This is a genomic window from Antarctobacter sediminis, from assembly GCF_019218285.1.
GTDB lineage: Bacteria > Pseudomonadota > Alphaproteobacteria > Rhodobacterales > Rhodobacteraceae > Antarctobacter > Antarctobacter sediminis.
On record NZ_JAHUZG010000003.1, the window covers coordinates 789,292 to 812,387 of the forward strand.

At 61.6% G+C, this 23,096-nt stretch carries 21 protein-coding genes; 10 read left to right on the forward strand and 11 right to left on the reverse strand.

Annotated features, from left to right (window positions below; all coding sequences use genetic code 11):
* Positions 1 to 20: 20 nt before the first annotated feature.
* From KJP30_RS18870 to KJP30_RS18890, 5 genes are all read right to left on the reverse strand, one after another.
* A complete protein-coding gene (locus KJP30_RS18870) occupies positions 21 to 1,610 on the reverse strand; it encodes an ABC transporter ATP-binding protein (protein WP_218450876.1) in 1,590 nt (529 codons plus the stop codon).
* Positions 1,607 to 2,773 (reverse strand): ABC transporter permease, encoded by a 1,167-nt coding sequence (locus tag KJP30_RS18875; RefSeq protein WP_218450877.1) that lies wholly within the window; start codon positions 2,771 to 2,773, stop codon positions 1,607 to 1,609. Before KJP30_RS18875 ends, KJP30_RS18870 begins: the two co-directional genes overlap by 4 nt.
* Positions 2,774 to 2,776: 3 nt before the next feature.
* The gene (locus tag KJP30_RS18880) at positions 2,777 to 3,865 is read right to left on the reverse strand and encodes a microcin C ABC transporter permease YejB (protein WP_218450878.1); all 1,089 of its coding nucleotides are present in this window, start codon (positions 3,863 to 3,865) and stop codon (positions 2,777 to 2,779) included.
* A gap of 1 nt (position 3,866) precedes the next feature.
* Positions 3,867 to 5,807: an extracellular solute-binding protein gene (locus tag KJP30_RS18885; RefSeq protein ID WP_218450879.1), complete on the reverse strand. Its 1,941-nt coding sequence runs from the start codon at positions 5,805 to 5,807 to the stop codon at positions 3,867 to 3,869.
* A 223-nt stretch (positions 5,808 to 6,030) separates the two neighbouring features.
* A complete protein-coding gene (locus tag KJP30_RS18890; protein ID WP_218450880.1) occupies positions 6,031 to 6,546 on the reverse strand; it encodes a c-type cytochrome in 516 nt (171 codons plus the stop codon).
* 123 nt (positions 6,547 to 6,669) lie between these two features.
* Between KJP30_RS18890 and KJP30_RS18895 the strand changes: the two genes are divergently transcribed.
* Entirely contained in the window at positions 6,670 to 7,503 is an 834-nt protein-coding gene (locus KJP30_RS18895) for a prephenate dehydratase (protein WP_218450881.1), read from the forward strand.
* Positions 7,504 to 7,505: 2 nt separating this feature from the next.
* Here the strand turns inward: KJP30_RS18895 and KJP30_RS18900 are convergent, their stop codons facing one another.
* Together KJP30_RS18900 and KJP30_RS18905 are read right to left on the reverse strand one after the other, a co-directional pair.
* Positions 7,506 to 7,961, reverse strand: a complete 456-nt coding sequence (locus tag KJP30_RS18900) for a methylated-DNA--[protein]-cysteine S-methyltransferase (RefSeq protein WP_218450987.1) — start codon at positions 7,959 to 7,961, stop codon at positions 7,506 to 7,508.
* On the reverse strand, positions 7,961 to 9,127 hold the full coding sequence (locus KJP30_RS18905; protein WP_218450882.1) for a reductive dehalogenase: 1,167 nt from the start codon (positions 9,125 to 9,127) through the stop codon (positions 7,961 to 7,963). Before KJP30_RS18905 ends, KJP30_RS18900 begins: the two co-directional genes overlap by 1 nt.
* A 103-nt stretch (positions 9,128 to 9,230) precedes the next feature.
* Here KJP30_RS18905 and KJP30_RS18910 point away from each other — a divergent pair, with 103 nt between their 5' ends.
* Together KJP30_RS18910 and KJP30_RS18915 are read left to right on the forward strand one after the other, a co-directional pair.
* Complete coding sequence (locus KJP30_RS18910) at positions 9,231 to 10,181, forward strand: NAD(P)-dependent oxidoreductase (RefSeq protein ID WP_218450883.1); 951 nt, start codon at positions 9,231 to 9,233, stop codon at positions 10,179 to 10,181.
* Positions 10,182 to 10,329: 148 nt separating this feature from the next.
* On the forward strand, positions 10,330 to 10,806 hold the full coding sequence (locus KJP30_RS18915; protein ID WP_218450884.1) for a hypothetical protein: 477 nt from the start codon (positions 10,330 to 10,332) through the stop codon (positions 10,804 to 10,806).
* Between the two features lie 81 nt (positions 10,807 to 10,887).
* Here KJP30_RS18915 and KJP30_RS18920 read toward each other — a convergent pair whose 3' ends face one another.
* The 3 genes from KJP30_RS18920 to KJP30_RS18930 are packed head-to-tail and all read right to left on the reverse strand — an operon-like array spanning position 10,888 to position 13,619.
* On the reverse strand, positions 10,888 to 11,436 hold the full coding sequence (locus tag KJP30_RS18920; protein WP_218450885.1) for a TadE/TadG family type IV pilus assembly protein: 549 nt from the start codon (positions 11,434 to 11,436) through the stop codon (positions 10,888 to 10,890).
* 12 nt (positions 11,437 to 11,448) lie between these two features.
* A complete protein-coding gene (locus tag KJP30_RS18925; RefSeq protein WP_218450886.1) occupies positions 11,449 to 11,982 on the reverse strand; it encodes a TadE/TadG family type IV pilus assembly protein in 534 nt (177 codons plus the stop codon).
* Positions 11,979 to 13,619, reverse strand: coding sequence for a TadE/TadG family type IV pilus assembly protein (locus KJP30_RS18930; protein WP_218450887.1), 1,641 nt, complete (start codon positions 13,617 to 13,619; stop codon positions 11,979 to 11,981). The genes KJP30_RS18925 and KJP30_RS18930 overlap by 4 nt, the downstream gene beginning before the upstream one ends.
* A 352-nt stretch (positions 13,620 to 13,971) precedes the next feature.
* Between KJP30_RS18930 and KJP30_RS18935 the strand changes: the two genes are divergently transcribed.
* A complete protein-coding gene (locus tag KJP30_RS18935) occupies positions 13,972 to 15,426 on the forward strand; it encodes a Glu/Leu/Phe/Val family dehydrogenase (protein ID WP_218450888.1) in 1,455 nt (484 codons plus the stop codon).
* On the opposite strand, the gene KJP30_RS18940 is transcribed toward KJP30_RS18935, so the two are convergent.
* The gene (locus tag KJP30_RS18940; protein ID WP_218450889.1) at positions 15,374 to 15,862 is read right to left on the reverse strand and encodes a DUF2000 family protein; all 489 of its coding nucleotides are present in this window, start codon (positions 15,860 to 15,862) and stop codon (positions 15,374 to 15,376) included. The genes KJP30_RS18935 and KJP30_RS18940 overlap by 53 nt on opposite strands.
* 213 nt (positions 15,863 to 16,075) lie before the next feature.
* Between KJP30_RS18940 and KJP30_RS18945 the strand changes: the two genes are divergently transcribed.
* From KJP30_RS18945 to KJP30_RS18970, 6 genes are all read left to right on the forward strand, one after another.
* Positions 16,076 to 17,983, forward strand: coding sequence for a Tad domain-containing protein (locus KJP30_RS18945; RefSeq protein WP_218450890.1), 1,908 nt, complete (start codon positions 16,076 to 16,078; stop codon positions 17,981 to 17,983).
* A 189-nt stretch (positions 17,984 to 18,172) separates the two neighbouring features.
* Positions 18,173 to 20,095: a Tad domain-containing protein gene (locus tag KJP30_RS18950; protein WP_218450891.1), complete on the forward strand. Its 1,923-nt coding sequence runs from the start codon at positions 18,173 to 18,175 to the stop codon at positions 20,093 to 20,095.
* A complete protein-coding gene (locus KJP30_RS18955; RefSeq protein ID WP_218450892.1) occupies positions 20,092 to 20,628 on the forward strand; it encodes a TadE/TadG family type IV pilus assembly protein in 537 nt (178 codons plus the stop codon). Before KJP30_RS18950 ends, KJP30_RS18955 begins: the two co-directional genes overlap by 4 nt.
* A 5-nt stretch (positions 20,629 to 20,633) precedes the next feature.
* On the forward strand, positions 20,634 to 21,197 hold the full coding sequence (locus KJP30_RS18960) for a TadE/TadG family type IV pilus assembly protein (RefSeq protein WP_218450893.1): 564 nt from the start codon (positions 20,634 to 20,636) through the stop codon (positions 21,195 to 21,197).
* Between the two features lie 108 nt (positions 21,198 to 21,305).
* Positions 21,306 to 22,559, forward strand: a complete 1,254-nt coding sequence (locus KJP30_RS18965; RefSeq protein ID WP_218450894.1) for a sarcosine oxidase subunit beta family protein — start codon at positions 21,306 to 21,308, stop codon at positions 22,557 to 22,559.
* A 21-nt stretch (positions 22,560 to 22,580) separates the two neighbouring features.
* Positions 22,581 to 23,093 (forward strand): hypothetical protein, encoded by a 513-nt coding sequence (locus tag KJP30_RS18970; protein WP_218450895.1) that lies wholly within the window; start codon positions 22,581 to 22,583, stop codon positions 23,091 to 23,093.
* Positions 23,094 to 23,096: the final 3 nt, after the last annotated feature.

Genomic DNA, 23,096 nt, shown 5'->3' on the forward strand with positions numbered 1-23,096 from the left:
AGCAAACCGCCCGGCCCTTGTCAGACCGGATCGAAAGCCGCCGCCAGCAAGGTTTGGGTATAATCCGTCTGCGGTGCCTCAAAGATCTCTTGCGCTGTGCCGTATTCCACCACGTCGCCCTGTTTCATCACGATAACCTTGTGGCTCATGGCGCGCACAACCTTGAGATCGTGGCTGATGAACAGGTAGGCGAGGTCGTACTTGCGCTGCAACTCGCGCAGGAGGTTCACGATCTGCACCTGAACGGTCATGTCCAGCGCCGAAGTCGGTTCGTCCAGCACCACCAACCGCGGTCGAAGGACCATGGCGCGCGCAATGGCGATGCGCTGGCGCTGGCCACCGGAAAACTCATGCGGGTAGCGGTGCATCATGCGCGGGTCCAGACCGACTTCGGCCATGACCTCCGCCACCAGCTCGCGGTGGGGGCGGCCATCCGGCGCCCCGTGCACCTCCAGCCCTTCGGCAATGATCTGTTCGCAGGTCATCCGGGGCGAGAGCGAGCCATAGGGATCCTGAAACACGATCTGCATTTCGGATCGCAGCTTGCGCAGCCGCTTGGTCGACCAGGCATTCACATCCTGCCCGCGATAGGTGATCCCGCCTTCGGACTTGATGAGCCGCATGATCGCCAGTGCCAGCGTCGTCTTTCCCGATCCGCTTTCGCCCACGATGCCTACGGTTTCCCCGGCCCGCACGGCGATGGTCGCGTCGTTGACAGCCTTTACATACCCCACTGTACGTTTCATCAGCCCGCGCTGGATCGGGAACCAGATCTTGAGATTGTCGGTCTTGGCGATCAACTCGGCCCCGTCATCCACCGGTTCGGGCGAACCTGTGCTTTCGGCTGACAGGAGCATCTGCGTATAGGGGTGTTTCGGTGCGTCAAAGATTTCGGAGGTCTTGCCCTGTTCGACGATCTCACCGTTCTTCATCACGCAGACCCGGTCGGCGATGCGGCGCACGATGCCAAGGTCGTGGGTGATGAACAATAGGCTCATGTCCTCGGCTTCCTTGAGCTTTGTCAGGAGTTCTAGGATTTGCGCCTGAATCGTCACGTCGAGCGCGGTGGTCGGTTCGTCCGCGATCAACAGGTCCGGCCCGTTGGCCAGCGCCATGGCGATCATGACACGCTGCCGTTGGCCGCCGGACAATTGGTGCGGATAGGATCCTAGCCGCGTTTCAGGGTCGCGGATGCCAACCTTGGTCAACAGGTCGATGATCCGTGTCCGCGCTGCGGACCCGGTCAATCCCTGGTGTAGCTCAAGGCTTTCACGGATCTGTTTTTCCAGCGTATGCAGCGGGTTGAGCGATGTCATCGGCTCTTGGAAGATAAAGCTGATGTCATTGCCCCGCACGTCGCGCAGGCGTTTTTCCGGCGCGCCGATCATTTCCGCCCCGTTGTAGAGAACTGAGCCTTCGACCTGCGCGGATTCACCCAAAAGGGATACGGTCGACAAGGCGGTGACGGATTTGCCCGAGCCGGATTCCCCGACCAGCGCCACGGTTTCCCCCTTCCTGACCTCGAAAGAGACGCCTTTGACCGCGGCAACGGCCTTGCCGTCCTGCCGAAAGCTGACCTTGAGGTCACGGACCTGAAGCAATGCGCTCATGAGAAGGTTTTCCTGGGGTCAAAGGCGTCGCGGACCCCTTCAAAGATGAAGACCAGCAGCGACAGCATGATCGCAAAGACCGAAAAGGCGGTGAAGGCCAGCCACGGCGCTTGCAGGTTCTGTTTCGCCTGCAAGGTCATTTCCCCCAGCGAGGGGGCCGAGGACGGCAGGCCAAAGCCGAGGAAATCGAGCCCCGCAAGGGTCGAGATCGTGCCGGTGACGATAAAAGGCATGAAGGTCAGCGTGGCCACCATGGCATTGGGCAGCATGTGGCGGAACATGATTTTCCAGTTGGACACGCCAAGCGCTTTGGCTGCCCGGACGTATTCAAGGTTGCGGGCGCGCAGGAATTCCGCCCGTACGACGCCCACCAGCGCTGTCCATCCAAAGAGGATCGTCAGGAAAACCAGCAGCCAGAAACTTCGCCCGAGGATCGCGAAGAGGATGATGATGATATATAGCGAAGGCGTCGCGCCCCAGATCTCGATCACGCGCTGAAAGATCAGGTCCAGCCAGCCGCCGAAATAACCCTGAAGCGCGCCGGCGACGATGCCGATGATCGAAGCACAGATCGTGACGATCAGTGTAAACAGGATCGACAGGCGGAAACCGTAGATCACGCGTGCCAGCAGATCGCGTTTGCCCTTGTCGGTTCCCAGCCAGTTTTCGCCATTGGGGGGCAGGGGCGCGGCGCCGCGCCGGTCGACCGGGGTGTCATAGCTGTAGGGGATCAGCGGCCAGAGGATCATGCCCTTCTGGAAATTGTCATCGTTCAGCGTACCGGCCTGCGCGTCTTCGATCAGGCCGTCGGGATCGTCGAAACAGGCGTCCAGCCCGCCCGTGATGATGAGACAGCGCACCTCGGGATCGCGGTAGGCGGCCTCTGTCTTGAAGTCGCCGCCAAATTGGGTTTCCGGATAGAAGTTGAAGATCGGGGTAAAGGTTTCGCCCCGGTAACGTACCATGATCGGCTTGTCGTTGGCGATGAACTCGGCAAACAGCGACAGGGTGAACAGCACCAGAAAGATCCACAGCGACCACAGGGCGCGACGGTTGCGTTTGAAGTTGTTCCAGCGGCGTTGGTTGAGGGGCGACAGCGTGAACAGGCCCTTTCTGGGCTCCGGCGGAACGGTGGCGGTGTCGGGGCGGGTGGTGTCACTCATGGCTCAGCCCTCCCGCTTTTCAAAGTCGATGCGCGGATCGACCACGACATACATCAGGTCCGAGATCAGCCCGACCACAAGCCCGATCATCGACGTGATGAAAAGCGTGCCAAAGATCACCGGGTAGTCGCGCGCGACAGCGGCCTCGAACCCAAGGCGGCCCAGCCCGTCGAGCGAAAAGATCGTCTCGATGATGATGGAACCGCCGAAAAAGACGCCGATAAACACACCGGGCAGGCCCGCGATCACGATCAGCATGGCGTTGCGGAAGACATGACCATATAGCACGCGATCCTCTGACAGGCCCTTGGCTCGGGCCGTCATGACGTATTGTTTCTTGATCTCGTCGAGGAAGCTGTTCTTGGTCAGCAGGGTCAACGTGGCAAAAGCCGAGATCGTCGAGGCGATGATCGGCAGCGCGATGTGCCAGAAGTAGTCGACAACTTTCATGAAGATGTTCAGGTCTTCCCAGTTGTCCGAGACAAGGCCGCGGATCGGGAAGATTTGCAGGTAAGAGCCGCCGGCAAAGAGCACCAGCAGCAGGATGGCAAACAGAAAGCCGGGGATCGCATAGGCAACGATGATGACGCCCGAGGTCCATGTGTCAAAGGACGACCCGTCCTTGACCGCCTTGCGGATGCCCAGCGGGATCGACACCAGATAGGCAATCAGCGTGGACCAAAGGCCCAACGAGATCGAAACCGGCATCTTTTCAAGCACAAGGTCGATCACGCCGATCGAGCGGAAATAGCTCTCGCCAAAATCCAGCCGCATGTAATTCCACATCATGTTGAGGAACCGTTCCAGCGGCGGTTTGTCGAAACCGAACTGCTTTTCGAGGTCGGCGATGAATTCGGGCGGCAGACCGCGGGCACCGGCATAGCTTTCGCTGCCCGGGGTCATTTCGGCGGGCTCCGGCGACTCCGAGCCCCCGGCAAACCCGCCAAAGACGTCGCCCTGGCCCTCGATCTGGGCGATGATCTGTTCGATCGGTCCGCCCGGCACGAATTGGACCAGCACGAAGTTGATGATCATGATCCCCAGCAGCGTGGGGATGATGAGCAGGAGTCGTCGGAGGATATAGGCGGCCATGTCAGTCCAGCTGACCTTCCGCCTTCAGGGCCGCGGCCTTGTCCGGGTTGATCCACCAGAAGCTGAGGTAGCCCAGCGAATAGGGCGGGATCGTTTCGGGATGTTCATACATGTCGTAATAGGCCACCCAGTGATCGGCGATGTAACCGGTGGGGATCACGAAGAATTCGTGCCGCAAGGCGCGGTCCAGTGCCATCAGCGCAACGTCGGTTTCAGCTTGGCTTTCGGCGACGAAACTGGCTTCGATGATCGCGTCCACCAGCGGGCTGGCAAGCCCGGCCGGGTTAAACAAGGAGAATTCCGCCTCGCGCGAGCCGTACATCTGCGACAGGCCGCCACCGGTCGACAGGAAGGCGCCGTAACGGGTGGAATAGAGGATGTCATAGTCGCGTTCGCGGCGGCGCAAAGTGTACTGCGAGGGATCAACCCGTTCGAAACTCGCATCCACGCCGACCTGTTGCAGGTTGCGGACAAAGCTTTCGTGCATCGCTTCGATCGACGGTTCGATGTTCGTCGGGATCAGCATGTTGACCTTGAGCGTCTGCCCAGCCGCATTTCGGCGCATGCCATCGTCGCCGACCTCCCATCCCGCGTCTGACAACAGCCGCGACGCGGCGCGCAGATTGCGGCGGTCCGGCAGGCGGGCGGCGTCGGATTCGTGCATTACGGCGACAGGCTCGTCAAAGATCTCGGCGGGCACTACGTCACCCAGCCCCTTGAGAAAGGCCAGTTCCGCGCCCTGCGGGACGTCCTTGGCCTCGACATGCGTGCCTTCGACGAAAGACGACCGCGGAGCATAGAGACCATAGAGAAGCGACTCGTTCGACCATTCAAAGTTGAACGCCAGCGCGATGGCCTCGCGCACGCGCTTGTCCTCGAACTGAGGCTTGGCAAGGTTGAAGACAAAGCCGGTGGGGTTCGGTGGGCTGCCATCGGGCAGTTCCTCGAGCTTGACGATCCCGTCCCGCGCCTTGGGGAAATCATAGGCCGTGGCCCACTGTTTCGGATCGCTTTCCACCTTGAAAGTGTAGGTGCCGGCCTTGAATGCCTCGAACGAGGCGGTCTGATCGGCGAAATATTCGATCCGCATGGCGTCGTAGTTGTAGCGGCCCACGTTGAAGGGCACGTCTTTGCCCCAGTAATCCGGGTCGCGCTTATAGACGATGCGGCGGTTGACTTCGTATTCATCCAGCCGATAGGGGCCCGATCCCATCGCGACCTCAAGCCGGGGCTCGTCAAGGCGGCGGTTTTCCGGGTCTGCCTCGAACCATGCTTTGGAAAAGACCGGAGTGGACCCCACGGTTTCGATCCGCGAGCGTTTCGACTCGGCCGGGTTGAAGGTGAATTTCACGGTGTAGGTGTCCAGCGCCTCGGCGCTGTCGACCATGCGGTCCACGGCCTGCGCGTAGGACGGCAGGCCCTGCGTGATGAACAAGGTGTGCGAATAAACCACGTCTTCGGCGGTGACGGGCGTGCCATCCCAGAAGGTGGCATCCTCGCGCATGTGAAAGATCACCCAGTCCCGGCTTTCGGGATATTCGATGCTGGTGCAGAGGATGCAGTAATACTGCCCTACCGAATCCTCGGTCGATTCGATCAGCTGGTCATACATGACCGAAGTCAGCGCCCCGGCCCGGCCTTTTGTCGAATAGGGGTTGAGGCTGTCGAAGGTTCCCGTGGCGCCGATCACCAGCTCGCCGCCCTTGGGCGCGTCCGGATTGACGAAATCGAAATGCGTGTAGTCCGCCGGGTAGTCGAGGTTCCCGAAGAAGGAATAACCGTGCGAGGTGATGACCGGGTCATCGCCGTCCTGCGCCAGCGCGGCGACCCCCAGCACGGCCAGCCCGATCGCCAGCGCACCTGTCGCGAACAATCGCAGGTCCGGGGCGGGGCGTGTTCGCGCCGCGCTGCGGGGTTGAGGACGTTTGGCCTGAATCGTCATGGTCATCTCCCTGTGAACCGGCAGTTCGGCCCGGCAATGTGGCGGACTTCTTTGTTAATTCTAAGCTAAGTTTTCCGCGCGGCCAGATTCAAGCCGAGATTACGGAAACGTCAACCGGTGCGGGGCCATGCGCCGCGAACCGGCGGTGCATTGCGTAGCAAGCCGGCACGAAAAAGGGCCGCCCCCAAGGACGGCCCTTTCGTATTCGGATTGGACGCGCGGATCAGTTGCCGGTGGTTTGCAGGTAGGCAATCAGGTTGACGCGGTCTTCGGCTTTTTTGAGTCCGGCAAAACCCATGGTGGTGCCGGGCGCAAAACCCTTGGGGTTTTCGAGGAAGGCAAAGAGGTTTTCCGGGGTCCAGACATCGGCGGCCTCGCTCAGCTTGCCCGAGTAGCCAAAGCCGGCAACCGAACCGACCGCACGTTCGACAACACCGTCGAGGTGCGGGCCGGTGCCGTCGGTGCCGTCCAGCTTGTGGCAGGCGCGGCATTTGCCCCAAACTTTTTCGCCCTTGCCCGCATCAGCAGCGGCCATCAGGGTTGCGAAATCGGGACCTTCTTCGGCCTCGGGGGCCGGGCCGTCGTCGACGAGGATGGCAAAGCCGGCGGCGTGCTCTTCGCCATGGCCGTGACCGGCGGGGTGATACAGGACCTCCGCGGCCCATTTGCCCATCAGGTAGATCAGCAGGGCGCCGCAGACGCCGCCGACGATCTTGGTAAAGGTCATGGTATCGAACATGGGAAGCCCTGTCTGCTTGTATCGCTGTCGGGCGGGTATCTATTGCTTTCCATCCTTTTGGGCAAGCGGTAGAAGGCGCGACCAATCGCCCGCATGTGGCGGGATACGCGACGGGGACCTCAGATGACACAGCGGATCGCATTCCAGGGAGAGCTTGGCGCCTACTCCCATCAAGCCTGTACAGAGGCGCGCCCGGGCGCAGATGTTCTGCCCTGCCGGACCTTCGAAGAGGTGATCGGCGCGGTGCGCGAGGGGCGGGCCGATCTGGCCATGTTGCCGGTGGAAAACACCACCTACGGTCGCGTGGCGGACATCCACCGCCTGCTGCCGGAATCGGGGCTGCGGATCGTGGACGAGGCTTTTGTTCGCGTGCATATCAGCCTGATGGCGCTGCCCGGCGTGCAGATCGAGGAACTGGAACGGGTGCGCGCGCATCTGGTCCTGCTGCCGCAGGCGCAGGCGTTTCTGTCGAAATACGGTATCAAGGGCGTCGCGGCGGCAGACAGCGCCGGTGCGGCGGCGGAACTGGCGCAGGCCGCCACCCGGAACGAAGGCGTGCTGGCCTCGGATCTTGCCGCCGAGATATACGGGCTGCACATCCTTGCACGCCATATCGAGGATCACGCTCACAACACCACGCGTTTCCTGTTGATGTCGCCCGAACCGGATACGACGCGGCGCGGCAGCCACGGCATGATGACCACCTTCATCTTTCAGGTCCGCAACATCCCTGCCGCGCTGTACAAGGCCATGGGCGGTTTCGCCACGAATGGCGTCAACATGACCAAGCTGGAAAGCTATATGGTCGGGGGATCCTTCACCGCGACGCAATTCTACGCCGACATCGAAGGCCACCCCGATGATCCCGGCGTCAAGCGGGCGCTGGAGGAACTGGATTATTTCACCGACACGCTGGAAATCCTTGGCGTTTACCCGCGCGACCCGCGCCGCGACTGAGCTCAGATCAGCAGGCCACCTGCCTTTTCATGGCGCAGTAAGGCGACCTTGGTTTCGACCCCGGTGCCGCCGGAAAAGCCGCCTAACCCGTTGGTGCCCAGAACGCGGTGGCAGGGGATGAACAGCGGGATGGGATTGCCTCCGCAGCCGCGCCCCACCGCTTGCGGCGGGGCGTTCAGGGTCTTGGCAATCTCGCCGTAGGTCGTTGTTTCGCCAAAGGGTATCGCGGCGATCTGTGCGCAGACCTGTTGCTGGAACGGGCTGGCTTCGACGCGGAAAGGCAGATCGAACTCTGTCAGGGTGCCGTCGAAATAGGCCGCAACCTGTGCCGCGGCGCGGTTGAGCAGGGGCGTGTCGTCGCGGGCGGCGCTGTCGGTCCAGGTGGCGCGGGTGATGGCGCCTTCGGTCTCGATGATCTCGAAGCGGCCGGTCGGTGTATCGATGCACAGCGCGGGCATCAGCGGCCCCACCATTCGGCGGGTTTTTTGCGGGGGCCATGCGCGCGAGCCAGCCAGAGCGCCAACCGCCGGAACCGCGACAGGGCCAACCGCCGCCAGAGGCGCGCGGGCCAGCGGTCATAGTCGCGGTTGAAGGGGCAGACGCGCAGGCAGATGGCACAGTCGGAGGCCAGCTTGGCCCAGAAGCCAAAGCATTTCTCGGCATCCGATGTCCATTTCCGCACCCCCTTGATGGCCGACCGGTTGGGGGCATTTGTCGAGGGCGGGCCATAGGGCAGGGCCTTGACCGGGCAGGCATCGGCGCAGCGCGTGCAGATGGTGCAGAACTCGGCCACGCCCAGCTTGCGCGGCGCGTCATGGGCCAGCGGCAGATCGGTGAAGATCTTGGAAAAGCGCAGGCGTGGCCCCAGGTCCGGTGTGATGACCATCTGGTTGCGCGCGTATTCACCCAGACCCGCCTTGACCGCGTAGGGGATGACCAGCGCCGTGTCATTCATAGAAGGCACGGCCTGGTAGCCGAGATTGCGGATAAATGCGGCCAGCTGCAGCACGACCGAGGCCTCGTGGCTGTAGGCCTTGCCGGTGGCGGCCCCGGCCAGCGCCGAAGGGTAGGTGGCGACCAGATCCTGATCCATCTCGTGGCCCAGTACGATCACCGAGGTCAGTCCCTCGGGCAGGTCATGGGCCGCCTCGCTCATGTCGCGGGTGTCGACCCGGGCGGCATAGAGCCAGCGTTGATCGAAATCGGTGATCCCGCACAGATGCGCGCCAAAGAACCGGGCCACGCGTTTGATCTCCTGCGCCATGGCGCCCGGATCGTCGATCGGGACGGTATCGGGGGAAACCGGCGTATCGGCGCTGAGCGGAGCCTGAAACCCTTCGCGTCGGCCCTGCGCGGCGTGGCGGTCGGTCATGATGTCGGAAATGAGCCATGCGGCATTGCGCAGGGCAAAATCGCGCTGGGTAAAGCCGTCCCCCCGCCGGGGTGCCGCCTCGATCCGGTAGGAGGCAAAGAAGGCATCGGTTTTCGGCGAGCGCAGGGTTTCGTCCCACATGGCGCGGGAGAAGATGTCGTCACGCTGGGAAAAAGGCACGAAATCCTCTGTCACCTCGATACCTGCGGCGGCATCTTGGGGGCGGGTCGCGCTGTTGGCGGGCCATGTCATGGCGCGAGGCTAGGCGGACCTTGCGTCAGGGGCAAGCCTGTGTCGCAAACGGCAAGGACGGGGCCTGCGGACTTTCGCATCCTGCCGAAAACAGGAGGGTGGTATGACCACGGGATTTATCGGATTGGGCGCGGTGGGCGCCAAGCTTGCGGGAAACCTGCACCGCAACGGGATCGCATTGCGGGTCTTTGACCTAGACCCGGACAAGATGGCGCCATTTGTCGAGGCGGGGGCGGAGGCCGGGCTATCGGCACTGGACGTGATGGAGCGCTGCGAGGTGGTCATTACCTCGCTGCCCAGCCCTGCGGCATCCGAGGCGGTGCTGGCCCAGATGCTACCCGCAATGAGGCCGGGCAAGACATGGGTCGAGATGTCGACCACAGACCCTGAGGTGATCGTGGCGCAGGCAGGTCAGGTGGCGGCGACCGGCGGCGTTGCGGTCGAAGCGCCGGTTTCGGGCGGCTGCCACCGGGCGGCCACGGGCAATATCTCGGTCTTTTGCGGCGCGCCAAGGGCAACATTCGAGGCGGTCTTGCCCCTGCTGACCATCCTTGGCCGTCAAGTCCTGCACACGGGCGAGGTCGGCACGGCGTCCAAGCTGAAGGTGATGACCAACTACCTGGCCACCGCCAACCTGCTGACCCTGTGCGAGGCGCTGACCACCATGCAGGCGGCGGGGCTGGATGCCGCAACAACCTATGAGGCGATCCGGATTTCCTCGGGCAACAGTTTCGTCCACGAGACCGAGAGCCAGTTGATCCTGTCGGGCAGCCGCGACGTGGATTTCACGCTGGATCTGGTGATGAAGGACGTGGGGCTGTTCCAGCAACTGGCCGAGGCGCATGACGTGCCGCTGGAACTGTCGCCGCAGATCATCGCCATGTTGCGTGACGGACAGGCGCGCTTCGGCAGCCGCGCGCAATCGGACCGGATGATCGAGAGGTTGGAAGAGCCGACAGGCCTGTCGGTACGGGCGCCGGGCTTTCCGCTGGAACTGGTAGATGAGGAACCACCGGCGCGGGGTGCCGAAGTGGTGGTGCGCCGCGGGGGGTGAAGGGGCGCACAAAGGAAGGGGGCGCTGCCCCCTCTTGGCCTGACGGCCAATTCACCCCCGGGATATTTGACGACAGAAGAAGCGGGCAGGGCTTTCCCCGGCAGCCGCCGCGCATTAGGAGTGCGGGGCGCAGTTTCGGGGGAAAGCGATGGCACAGGAAGAACTGGCACGGATCACGGCCTCGGCTCCGCGGCGGCTGATTGGCGTGGGCGCGATGATGGGCCTTGGCGGGCTGATGGTCTACATGGGGTTTGGCACGGATGAGATGGCCATGGGCTGGCGTGGCTTTCTGGTGCTGCTGGGGATTGCGGCGCTGTTTGTGGCACAGCTGATGTGGCAGGTCACCGGACATGCCTTGATCCTGACCGAGGAGGCGCTGACCGACAGTGACGGCACCGTGGTTGCGCGGCTGGACGAGATCGAGAAAGTGGATCGCGGCATGTTCGCGATGAAACCGTCCAACGGATTTCTGGTGATCCTGAAGCAGCCGGGGTCGCGTATCTGGCGGCCGGGTTTGTGGTGGCGCATGGGGCGGCGGGTGGCCATTGGCGGTGTCACCGCCGGATCGGCGACCAAGCCGGTGGCAGACATCATGATCCATCTGCTGTCGCAGCGGGAAGGCTGATCCCTTCTTCGGGCGAGATGCAAAGGAACAGGGGACGCGGCGCTGGCCTTGTCCCCTTTTTCCTGCCTGTTCAGGCCGCGTTCAGGCGGTGGTGTCAAAGACCAGTTGCGGCGCATAGCGCGGGCGGGTGAAGCTGTAGGTGCGGATGTCGAAGGCGGAGAGGCCAACGTTGAACACCGGGTCGAAGGCGTCCCAGGTTTCGACCATGACCAGCTCTTCGCCCTCTGTGCCGCTGGGAAGGCGGTCGGCATAGGCGGCAAGGTCGGCGGCGTTGAGTTCGGGGTAGTCGCCGCGGGCCTCGGACCATTTCAGTTGCCAGCCGCCCAGGTCCGAGTCGTATTTGACAACGGTGATGCGGATGTCGCTTTCCTGCATGCTTGTTTTGGTCAGGGTGCGCAGGAGGCGCCGCGCGTTGGTGATGTAGTTCGGGTTGAGCGGCTCTGTTTCACGCGAGATCATGTCGCTGATGACATAATTGGCCTTTTGATTGACCGCCTGTTGGCGGAAGGCATCGAAATAGGTCCAGCCGACACCGAAAAGGAACAGAAGCGCGGGAAAGACGATGACTGCTTCGACATTGACGAAGCCGCGGGTGTCACGGGCAAAACCCTTGAGGAAAGACAGGCGCATCGGGGGCACTCCTTAGCTGGGTTCGTAGACGAAGGCCGAGGTCGAGACGATCGCGGTGTATCCGTTTTCGTCCTTGGGCAGGCTGGCGTTCAGCGTCGAGGCGGGGGTCAGCGGGCGGAACTTGTAGCAGGCGCGCAGGATCATCAGCTGGCCGCCGACGCCATTGCGAAAGCTGCGCTGCGGCGTGGCTTCTTGGCCGATGTCGACGCAATCGGCCTTGGCGGCGGGTTCGACGTAGCTGCGCATGTTCAGCGGGATCATCTCTAGCTGAAGGTTCGCGTTGCAATCGGGCAGCACGGTGGTCTTGGCACAGATCGCGGTCTTGAGCGCGTCATGGGTATGCGGGCTGACGCCGATCTTGACCTCGCGGACTGTCTGGTCCAGCGCGCGCTCCAACTGGGTGTGGCGCACGGTGATGGTGCCGATTTCAACCGTCGAGACAATGATGGCCACGAACAACGGCACCCAGAGCGCGTAGGGGGCAATGGCATTGCCGTCTTCTTCGGACCAGAAACGGCGCAGGGCGGACAGGGGCGAGCGGGTCATTGGGTCAGCCTCAGTTGCGTGATGGTGTTGGCAATGGCGGCAAAGGTTTCTTCCAGATCCGCCCCTTGCACGTCGAAGAAATGGGCCGGGGAAGAGGCGCAGTTGCGCATGGCGTCCAGCCCGCGCTGTGGCGCTTCGAAGCCGATGGCGAAGACCACCACGCCCATGTCCTTGGCCGCGTCACAGATCGCGTCAAGCCGGCTGTCGGCCGGGTCGGCCCCCACGGTTGCCTGATAGGCGTAGTAGATGTCGGAATACTGGCTGTAGCTGACGAAACCGTCGTTGTATGGCTGGCTGTAGAACTTGCTGCCGACGGCGCGGGTGCCCCAGCGGGCAAAGACCTCGGCATTGGTCATGCGGCGGGCATTGCTGCCACCGTCCGGCGCGTTGCGATAACGGTAGCTGTAGGAATACGAACGGAACCGTTCGCGGTAGTAGACGTCTTCCGCCGTGCCTTCGCGATCGCGCACCAGCAGGGAAAAGCGGTCGTCGCCGGGGTATTCCGTGCCACGGTCATCGACCCAGATGTCGGACAGGCCGAATTTGTAGTGGGCCTTGAGGTCATATTGGGTGGTGTTTTCGCCGTCCGTCATGACCACGATGTATTTCGAAGTCTCCGGGTCCGTGTAGGCCGCCGGGCGACCCGCGAATTGTTGCGCCACCAGCCCGTCATAGGCCATTTCTGAAATGGCTGGCCTTGCGGCAGGGTCCAACAGGGCCGCGCCCCATTTCACGCCAAGGTCGATGGCCGTATTGCCGCCGGCATTCAGGCTGTCGATATGGGCCTTGAGCGTGGTCGCATCCGAACTGTGCGCCAGCACGGCGCTGGTATCGCCGGTCTTGCACCAGGGGTTCGGGATCGCGGTGGTGCTTGTATTGGTCGAATTCAGATCGAAATGCGCGAGGCGGCTCAGAACCTCCGAAGGAGAGATCGCCGTGGTGTCGAAATCGGCGGCATCGAAAGTCACGCAGTTGGAATAGTCATGCAGATCGTCCAGCGTGAAATAGCTGGCCGTGGTGGCCCCAAGGTTCACGGTGGCATTGTAAGGAATGATCGAGATCGTGGTCAGCGCCGTGCTGTCCGCCGGCATAAGGATATCGACGAACTCGCTTGCGGCGTTGCGCATGTTCACGATCTTGCTGTTCCAGCCCATCGAGCCGGAGACGTCCAGCACCATCGAAATCTCGACATTGGCGGTGGCGTGAACGGCAGTGGCAAGCCCGGTGGCGTCGAGCGTGTTTACCCCGATCAGAGACATGAAGTCCGAAGAAATCGCGGCCTCGCCCCGGGCGGTCACGCTTTTCGATGTGAGCGTCTGATCCACCTGAACCGAGGTCAGGGCATCCCCCAGACCCATGGCCGAGAGATAGTCGCGCACGACGATGTCCGGATCCTGCGCGTTTTCGATGTTGGCAGCGGCCAGAACGGCGCGGTCCAGCGTGTTTTGCACTTTGATGCGCTTGAGTTCGGCATGCATCATGTCGATGCCTACGCCGCCGAACACCATCATCACCAGGGACCCGACAATCGCGAGGTAGGACATGTTGCCCGAAGTATCGCTAGCGAACTGGGTCAGCCGGTTGCGCAGCGTGTCCCCGCAAGTCAGCAGGGCCGCGAGGCTCGTGGTAGATTTCAACATTCGAACACCTTTCAACCAGATCTCGGCGACAGCCCCAGAAGCCGCGATCCGTGCAGTTTGATGACAATTTTATGCCATTTCAAAATGGCCAAACTTGGGCAGTTCGAATTGGATTTGGTTAGAATTCTAGGCATTTGGCCGCACAGTCCATCGGGTCCTAAGAAGATTGTTTCAGGCTTTGTGACGATGGTGGGGCGGCGCGTCTCTGCCTTGCGGGGCGAGTCGGGGCAAACCGGGGGTTGGGATGCGCGGGCAGGCGGGCTAGGCTTGTCTGGCGGGCTCCCGGCAAGAGGAGCCATGCGCGCGGGGCGCGCGTGCCCCGTGCGGACACTGGAAAGGAAGGAAACCCATGTCCGTCGTAGCAACGCGGCCCGTCGTGCCGTCGAACGAACCCTCATTCAGACAGTCCGTGGACCTGATGTTCAACCGCGCCGTCGCGCTGATGGACCTGCCGCCGGGGCTGGAAGAAAAGATCCGGGTTTGCAACGCCACCTACACGGTGCGGTTCGGCGTGCGGCTGCGCGGCAAGATCCAGACCTTTACCGGGTACCGTTCGGTCCATTCCGAACATATGGAGCCGGTCAAGGGGGGCATCCGCTTTGCGCCCGAGGTCAATCAGGACGAGGTCGAGGCGCTGGCCGCGCTGATGACCTATAAATGCGCCTTGGTCGAGACGCCGTTTGGCGGCTCCAAAGGGGGGCTTTGCGTAGATCCCCGTCAATATGACGAACACGAGATGGAACAGATCACCCGGCGTTTTGCCTATGAACTGGCCAAACGCGACCTGATCCATCCCAGCCAGAACGTGCCCGCCCCCGACATGGGCACATCCGAGCGTGAAATGGCCTGGATCGCCGATCAGTACCGGCGGATGAATACCACGGACATCAATGCCAACGCCTGCGTCACCGGCAAGCCGACCAATGCCGGCGGGATTCAGGGCCGGACCGAGGCGACGGGCCGGGGCGTGCAATACGCCCTGCGCGAGTTCTTTCGCCATCCCGAGGACATGGCCAAGGCCGGGTTGGACGGTACGCTGGACGACAAGCGCGTCATCGTTCAGGGGCTGGGCAACGTGGGGTACCACGCGGCCAAGTTCCTGCAAGAAGAAGACGGGGCGCGGATCACCGGCATCATCGAACGTGACGGCGCATTGTTCAATCCTGACGGGCTGAACGTAGAGGCAGTGCGCGAATGGATCGTCCGCCACGGGGGCGTCACCGGATTCCCGGACGCCAACCACACCGCCGAAGGTGCAACCGTGCTGGAAGAAGACTGTGACATCCTCATTCCGGCGGCGCTTGAGGGGGTCATAAACCTGTCGAACGCCCATAACATCAAGGCTGCCTTGATTATCGAGGCCGCCAACGGGCCGATCACGGCGGGGGCGGATGACATCCTGCGCGAGAAAGGCACTGTTATCATCCCGGACATGTATGCCAACGCAGGCGGTGTGACCGTGTCCTATTTCGAGTGGGTCAAGAACCTCAGCCACATCCGTTTCGGCCGGATGCAACGCCGCCAAGAGGAGGCCCGGCACGAGCTGATCGTCAAGGAACTGGAGCGACTGGACCGCTACCTTGGCGATGCATGGAGCATGTCGCCGGACTTCAAGGCGCGGTATCTGAAAGGCGCGGACGAGTTGGAACTGGTGCGATCCGGTCTCGATGACACCATGCGCATCGCCTATCAGTCCATGCGACAGGTCTGGCACGAACGGGACGACGTTACCGATCTGCGCACGGCGGCCTTTATCGTGGCGATTGGGCGGGTCGCGGCCAGCTATCGCGCCAAGGGGTTGTAGCCACTGGCGCAACGGTAGCCCTCAAGATGCCAAGCGCCTCCGCAGGGACCTGCGGGGGCGTTCTTTGTGGTGCGGTGGGTATGGTATCAGCCTGAGTGGTCCTGCCCGCGCAACATCCGCCAGTTTCGGCAAAGACGGCCCTGTTCGCCTCGTCGTGACCGGTGCCAAACATTTCTTCGATATAGGCCACAGTGGCCACGTTCCGGTCATGCGCGCGGTTGCGGATATTGGTCAGGACGTTCGCGGCCCCGGTCAGGACGATCACCGGCTGGACAGACATTGGCAGGTGGTCCCTGCTGTCCCTGTCCTTATAGGGCGCGCCGATCAGTTCAGGGTTGGCGCCGGTGATCCCGCTCATCAAAAAAGCAGTGACGTTCAGCTTTTGCCATGTGGCAAGGTCGTCGCGTACGACGATGGCGATCTTGGTGTCGAACATGGTCAGTCCTTGATGCTGCTGCGCAGGGTCGCCGCCGGTCCGGGTTGGCGTTCGGGGTGCGCCGGGCACTCGCAATTCGGTGTGCGTTTGTGGAAAATCATCGCCTTTCGCCGCTCTTTCGCCACAATGGTGGCCCGAGGGTTGACCGAATCTTACCCGAAAAACGTCCCCGTTCCGCCGTAATCCTGACTGCGGCGCTACCGGAGACCCATGATGGCACGTTTTTCGCTTATTCACCGCCCGGCGCTGTTGCGCGCGTCCAGCGCCATTGGCCGTTTCAGCAAGGATGAGGCGGGGACGGTCACGATCTATTCGGTCTATATCGCCTTGCTTGCCATGACGATCATGGGGGCCTCTGTCGACCTGATGCGGCAAGAGGCCTCTCGCGCCCGGTTGCAAACCACGCTGGACCGGGCCGTTCTGGCTGCGGCCGATCTGGATCAGTTTCAGGACCCGACCTTCGTGGTCAATGATTACGTCGGCAAGGCCGGGTTGGATGCCTATGTCACCAGTGTCAACGTCACCCTTGGGCTGAACGAACGCACGGTCAGCGCCGATGCGGCGTCCAGCCTGTCCACATTGTTCCTGCGGATGTCAGGCAGGGACTACCTGCCGGCCAATGCGCTTGCCACCGCCGAGGAAAAGATCGCCAACGTCGAGATCAGCCTTGTTTTGGATATCTCGGGGTCGATGCGGTACAACGAACGGATCGACAACCTGAAGCCCGCGGCCAAGAGCTTTGTCGAAAAGGTCATGTCCGAGGGCAACGAAAGTGTCACCACGCTGAACCTGATCCCCTTTGCCGGGCAGGTGAATCCCGGTGACATCATGTTCGACTATTTCCTTGGCAAGCGCCCCAAGATCAAGGGCAACAACGGCTGGGGCAACGGGGATCAGGTCGCGCCGGGCGGGTCGCTGTGCAACAACCACGCCGAAAACTATGCCGAAGGTTTGGCTGATCCGGCCTGCGCCGACGGTGGCAATGTGAACGTGGCCAACGGGTTCTTTTCGCCTTGGCCGCAGGCGATTTCCAACATCGTGATCTATTTCGACACCGACGGCGACGACATTTATGACGTGGCCCACAAGATCGAAGATTTCCCGGAGAATGCGCCGCGCGATCTGGACGAGATCTTCAAGGGCGCGGTGGCCTATATGATGGCGCAGGACGGCGACCTGACGGATTACAGTCAGTTCCTGGGCATCTCGATCAAGGGGGGGACGGAAAAGAACCGCTATTTCCAGGTCAAGGGCAATCTCAACGGGGCCACCTCGGATCTGGGGCCGACCAAGAACAAGGGCAAGATTCCGGGCAATACCTATTCCTACGGCCAGATCGACTACGTGATGTGGGAAACCTCATACACCGGACCCGAGGCCGAAGAAGTCATCCCGGAAATCAACGTGAACATGCCGGGGTCCTGCGTCGAAATCGACAGTTTCGAATTTGGCAACTCGGCCCTGCCCCTTTCGGATGAATACGTGCCGATCTTTCACCACTGGGACATCGATACCGCCGTCATGGACTGGGGCTGGTGTCCGGGAGAGCAGACCGCCATCCAGTATTACTCATCCGATCCTGACCAACTGATGCAGTTCATCGACGACATTCGACTGCATGACGGCACCGGGGCACAGTTCGGCATGAAATATGCGCTGGCCCTGCTGGATCCGACGACGCGCGATGCGGTCAGCCACCTGATCGACGCGGGCGTGATCGAAAGCCGGTTCGAAGGCCGTCCGATTGCATGGGACGATCCGGAAACCGAGAAGTACATCGTGCTGATGACAGACGGACAGGTGACGGACCAGTTCCGCCCCAGCGACCCCGACGCGCCGATCAACGCCGAAGTAGAACTGCTGCAACAGGACGCAGGGGCCTATTATGTCCGCACGGGACGTTCCTCGAACCTCGACCACCTGTACCAGCAATGTGACCTTGCTCGGGAAATGGGGGTGACAGTCTTTACCATCGCCTTCGAGACCACCGCCCAGGCGGCCGAAGAGATGCGGCTGTGTGCCTCGTCCGACAGCCATTTCTTCCACGTACACGGCGATGAAATCATCGATGCCTTCGACAGCATCGCGCGCCAGATCAACAATCTGAGGCTGATCCAATGATGCGCGCAGCCAAGGGTTGTTCCCTGCTATTGTCTCTGAAATCCGGGCAAGCCTATCCGAAAGGCTATGAAAAACCGGCACAATTCTCTGAAAACCCAAGTATTGTACCGCTTTGCGCCGCAATTGGGACCAGATTGTTAACCATTCCTTCTCCTCGCCAGAGTGGCACCTTGCTTTGGGAGAGTGGACATGGAGAGCCAGAACGGAGCTCGCAAACGCGCCTTGCGCTTCATCGGTCAGCAAGACGGCAACGTGACGATCTTTTCGGTCTTCATGATGCTGCTGATCATCCTCATTTCGGGCGCTGCGGTGGATATCATGCGATTTGAATCCACCCGCGCGCAGATGCAGACCCAGATGGACCGCGCCGTGTTGGCAGCGGCCGATCTGGATCAGTATCTTTCGTCGGATGCGGTCGTACGCGACTATATGGACAAGGCCGGAATGGAACATGTCCTACTGGGCACGCAGATCGACTGGGGCTTTAACCACCGGACGGTCAAGGCTTGGGGCGAAACGACGATCCCGACCTACTTTTTGCGGATGAGCGGCTATGACGAACTGACGCCCCCGGCGATCAGCGTGGCCGAGGAAAAGATCGCCAACGTGGAAATCAGCCTTGTCCTCGATATTTCGGGGTCGATGCGTTTCAACGACCGTATCGACAAGCTCAAGCCAGCGGCCCAGAACTTTGTCTACAAGGTGATGACCGATGAGACCAACGGGATCACAACGCTCAACCTCGTGCCCTTCGCGGGGAGCGTGAACCCGGGCGACTCGTTCTTCGACTATTTGCGAGGCATCCGCCCGAAGCTGAACCAGAACAACGGCTGGGGCAACGGCGACCAGGATGCGCCCGGCTATTCGCTGTGCAACAACAATGCCGAAAACTATGACGAAGGCCTTGCAGATCCCTCCTGCGCCGATGGTGCCGACCCGGTAAAGGCCGACAACAACTTTTTCGAACCCTGGGGGCAGGCGATTTCCAACATCGTCTACTATTTCGACCTTGATGGTGACGGAATCTATGACGTCGCCCACAAGGTCGAGGATTTCCCCGAAACCGCCCCGCGTGATGCGGATGAATTCTACAAGGGAATGGTTGCCTGGTTGATGACCCAGGACGGCGATCTGGACAGCCCCAACTATTTCCTTGGCGCGTCGATAAAGGGGGGTAAGCAAAAGACCCGGTATTTCCAGGTCAAAGGCGACTCTACCGGGAATGCCTCGGACCTTGGGCCGACCAAGAACAACGGCAAGATTCCGGGCAACACCTATTCCTACAGCCAGATCGACTGGATGGCATGGGAGGCGTCCTACATCGCGCCGGAACCCAAATACGTCGACGATCCCTATTCGGACAACCCCGATGACAAGGTCGTTGGGCCGACAAATATCAACATGCCGTCCTCCTGTGTCGAGATCTACGATTCCGAGTTCGAAACCACGGCGATGCCGCAGTCCAAGGATTACATCCCGCACTTCCATTTCTGGCCTTTCGACGAGGCGACCATGGACTGGGGCTGGTGCCCCAGCGAAGAGGCGACGGTGCAGTACTATTCGGACAACAAGGATCAGTTGATCCAGTTCATCGGTGATCTGCGGCTGCATGATGGCACCGGGACGCAGTACGGGATGAAATACGGCCTGGCACTGCTGGATCCGGCCAGCCGGGACGAGGTCAGCTATCTGATCCAGGAAGGTCTGATCAATCCCCGCTTCGAAGGCCGTCCGATCGACTGGCACGACCCGGAAACCGAGAAATATATCGTGCTGATGACAGATGGTGTGACGACCGACCAGTTCCGCCCGACCAAGTCCAAGGCCGCGATCAACGGTGCGGTGGAATTGCAGGATCAAGGGGCCAGCGCCTACTACAACCTGTCGCCGCTTCAGACGAACGTTTCGAACCTGCAAAAGCAATGCGCCCTTGCCCGACAGCGCGGCGTGACGGTCTTTACCATCGCTTTCGAAACCGATCAGGCCGCGGCGGACGACATGCTCGCCTGTGCGTCGTCGGCCAGTCACTTCTTCCACGTCCAGGGTGAAGAGATCTACGACACCTTTGACACCATCGCCCGCCAGATCAACAACCTGAGGCTGATCCAATGACCCACCGTCTGATTGAAGTGCTCCACAGGTTCCGCCGTGACGAGGAGGGGTCCAGCACCGTTGAGTTTTCCGTCTACTTCACGGTTTTCTTCTTCATCCTCGCGGCAACGGTCGAGATGGGGTACATGAACCTGCGGCACGCGCTGCTGGAACGTGGCGTGGATCTGGCCACGCGGGAAATCCGCCTGAACACCGGCTCCATTCCCACTTACGAAGAAGTCCGGCAAAAGATCTGTGACGAAGCGGTGATCGTCAACAGTTGCACCGAGAACCTCCGGCTGGAGATGGTGCAGGTCGATCCCCGCAACTTTGCGGCCATCCCGCCCACCGCGGACTGTCTGAACGCCGAGGAAGAACCGCGCCCGCTGCGCAGCTTCAACCCGGGCACGGACAACCAACTGATGCTGTTGCGGGCCTGTCTCAAATACAAGCCGGCCATGCCGACCACCTCCTTCGGGCTGGCCTTGCCCAAGGATCCCGAAGGCTACGCCCAGCTTGTCGCCACGTCCGCCTTTGTTCAGGAACCGAGGTAACTGCAATGATCCGTTCCAAGATCCTTCTTCGCCACCTGCGCGGCTTTGCGCAGGATACCCGGGGCAACATGGCTCTTGAGGCCCTGATCTGGTTGCCTTTCGTGCTGTTCCTCCTTGCGGCGACCTTTTCGTTGCACGACGCCTTTCGCTACAAGGCTCTGAACACCAAGGCGGCTTACACGATCTCCGACGCCATCTCGCGCGAGACGGATCCGATCGACGCGTCCTATCTGGACGGCATGATCGAACTTCTGGATTTCCTTGTGCGTCCAGGGGCCGACTCTTCTTTGCGGGTGACATTGGTGCGCTACAACGGCACGACCGATAGCTACGAGGCAGAGTGGTCGCAGACCCGCGGCAGCCTGAGCGCCTTGCAGACGGCAGAGGTCAGCGACATGTACAACCAGCTGCCCACCATGCTGCACAATGAGCGCGTGATCGTGGTGGAAACCGAAACCTACTATGCGCCGCCCTTTGCGATCCCGGGACTGACCGGGGCGGGGTTGTTCTACAACTTCGGCTTTACCCGCCCGCGTTTCGCGCCCAAAATCGTCTGGAGCGACGGCTGACTGCAAAAGCAGCAGCAGGTGCAAAAAACGTCATGACCCGTCGCTTGGGGGAATTGTCCCCGGGCGGCGGGTCTGCTTTTCTGACCCCCGGTTCAGTTGGAGGGGGCGATGCGCTTCTCGGGTCTCAGAGTTCTGGCCGAAGGGCTGACAGGCAACCGCGGATGGCGGCCGCATTGGCGTGATCCGGCGCCCAAGGCCGAATATGACATCATTATCATCGGCGGTGGTGGGCACGGGCTGGCGACGGCCTTTTACCTTGCCAAGGAACATGGGCTGACCAATGTTGCGGTGCTGGAAAAGGGATACCTTGGCGGCGGCAACGTGGGGCGAAACACCACCATCGTCCGCGCGAACTATGGGCTGCCCGGCAACTCCGAGTTCTACTCCCACTCTCTGAAGCTGTGGGAGGGGATGGAACAGGAGCTGAATTTCAACACCATGATGAGCCAGCGCGGTGTGCTGAACCTGTGCCATTCCGACGGGCAGCGCGATGCCTTTGCCCGGCGCGGCAACGCCATGCGCAACCAGGGCGATGACGCGCAATTGCTGACACCCGAGCAGGTGCGCGAGAAGGTGCCCTACCTCGATTTCAACAATGGTCGTTTCCCGATTTACGGCGGGCTGTGGCATGGGCGCGGTGGCACGGCGCGGCACGATGCCGTGGCCTGGGGCTATGCGCGCGGCGCGGACCAGCGCGGCGTTGACCTGATCCAGAACTGCGAGGTCACGGGCATCGATGTCGAAGGCGGGCGCGTGACCGGCGTGCAAACCTCGCGCGGGGCGATCCGGGCGAGCAAGGTCGGCATTGTCGTGGCAGGGCGATCCGGGCAGGTGGCCGGAATGGCGGGCATGCGCCTGCCGATCGAAAGCCATGTGTTGCAGGCCTTTGTCACCGAGGGGCTGAAGCCCTGCATCGATCAGGTGGTGACCTTCGGGATGGGCCATTTCTACATCAGCCAGTCCGACAAGGGCGGCTTGGTCTTTGGCGGCGATCTGGATTTCTATGCTTCTTACGCGGCGCGCGGAAACCTTCCCATGCAAGAGCATGTGATGGAGGCGGCGATGACGCTGATGCCGATGATCGGCAAGGCGCGGGTGCTGCGCAGCTGGGGCGGGATCATGGACATGTCGCCGGACGGCTCTCCGATCATCGACAAATCCGGGATCGAGGGGCTCTATCTGAACTGCGGCTGGTGTTACGGCGGCTTCAAGGCGGTGCCGGGATCGGGGTTCAGCTTTGCGCATCTGATTGCGCGGGACCGCCCCCATGAACCGGCGGCGCAATTCCGACTGGACAGGTTCACCACTGGCCGCGGATTGATGGACGAAGAGGGAACGGGCGCGCAACACAATCTGCACTAGGCGCAAGCGGAGGGCCTTGAGATGAGTATTTTTGCCAAGAAGAAGCGGCGAGGCGCTGTGCTTGCGGGGGCTTTGGCGCTGGTTGCGGTGCCTGTTGTGGCCGAAGAGATCCGTCCCGGTTGCTACACGCGGTTCTATTCCGATGCCCATCTGCGGGATCATCCTGCGCAGGTGGTGCGGTCGGTGCGCATGTGGGTCGGGCCCTGGATGACAGAGGTGGCCCGCGAGGCGAAGATCGAGGTGGTGCCTGCGAACCAGGGCCATGCGCGGGGCGCGCCCTGGGTTGGCGCGCGGCTGCAACAATTCCTGATCTGCGGCACGGAAAGCGGTGCTGCATGGTGTCAGGTCGAATGCGACGGTGGCGGGATGGAAGTCACCCGGCAGGATGCGAACGGCATGGTGTTCCGCACGCGCTACATGGTGGTTGGCAATACATCGGAATGCGGTGGCGTCATGGATATGGCCGAAGTGCCGGGGGCCTTTACCAGCTATCGCCTGTACCGGGTCGACGACTCGAACTGTTCGGGAATGTGAGGG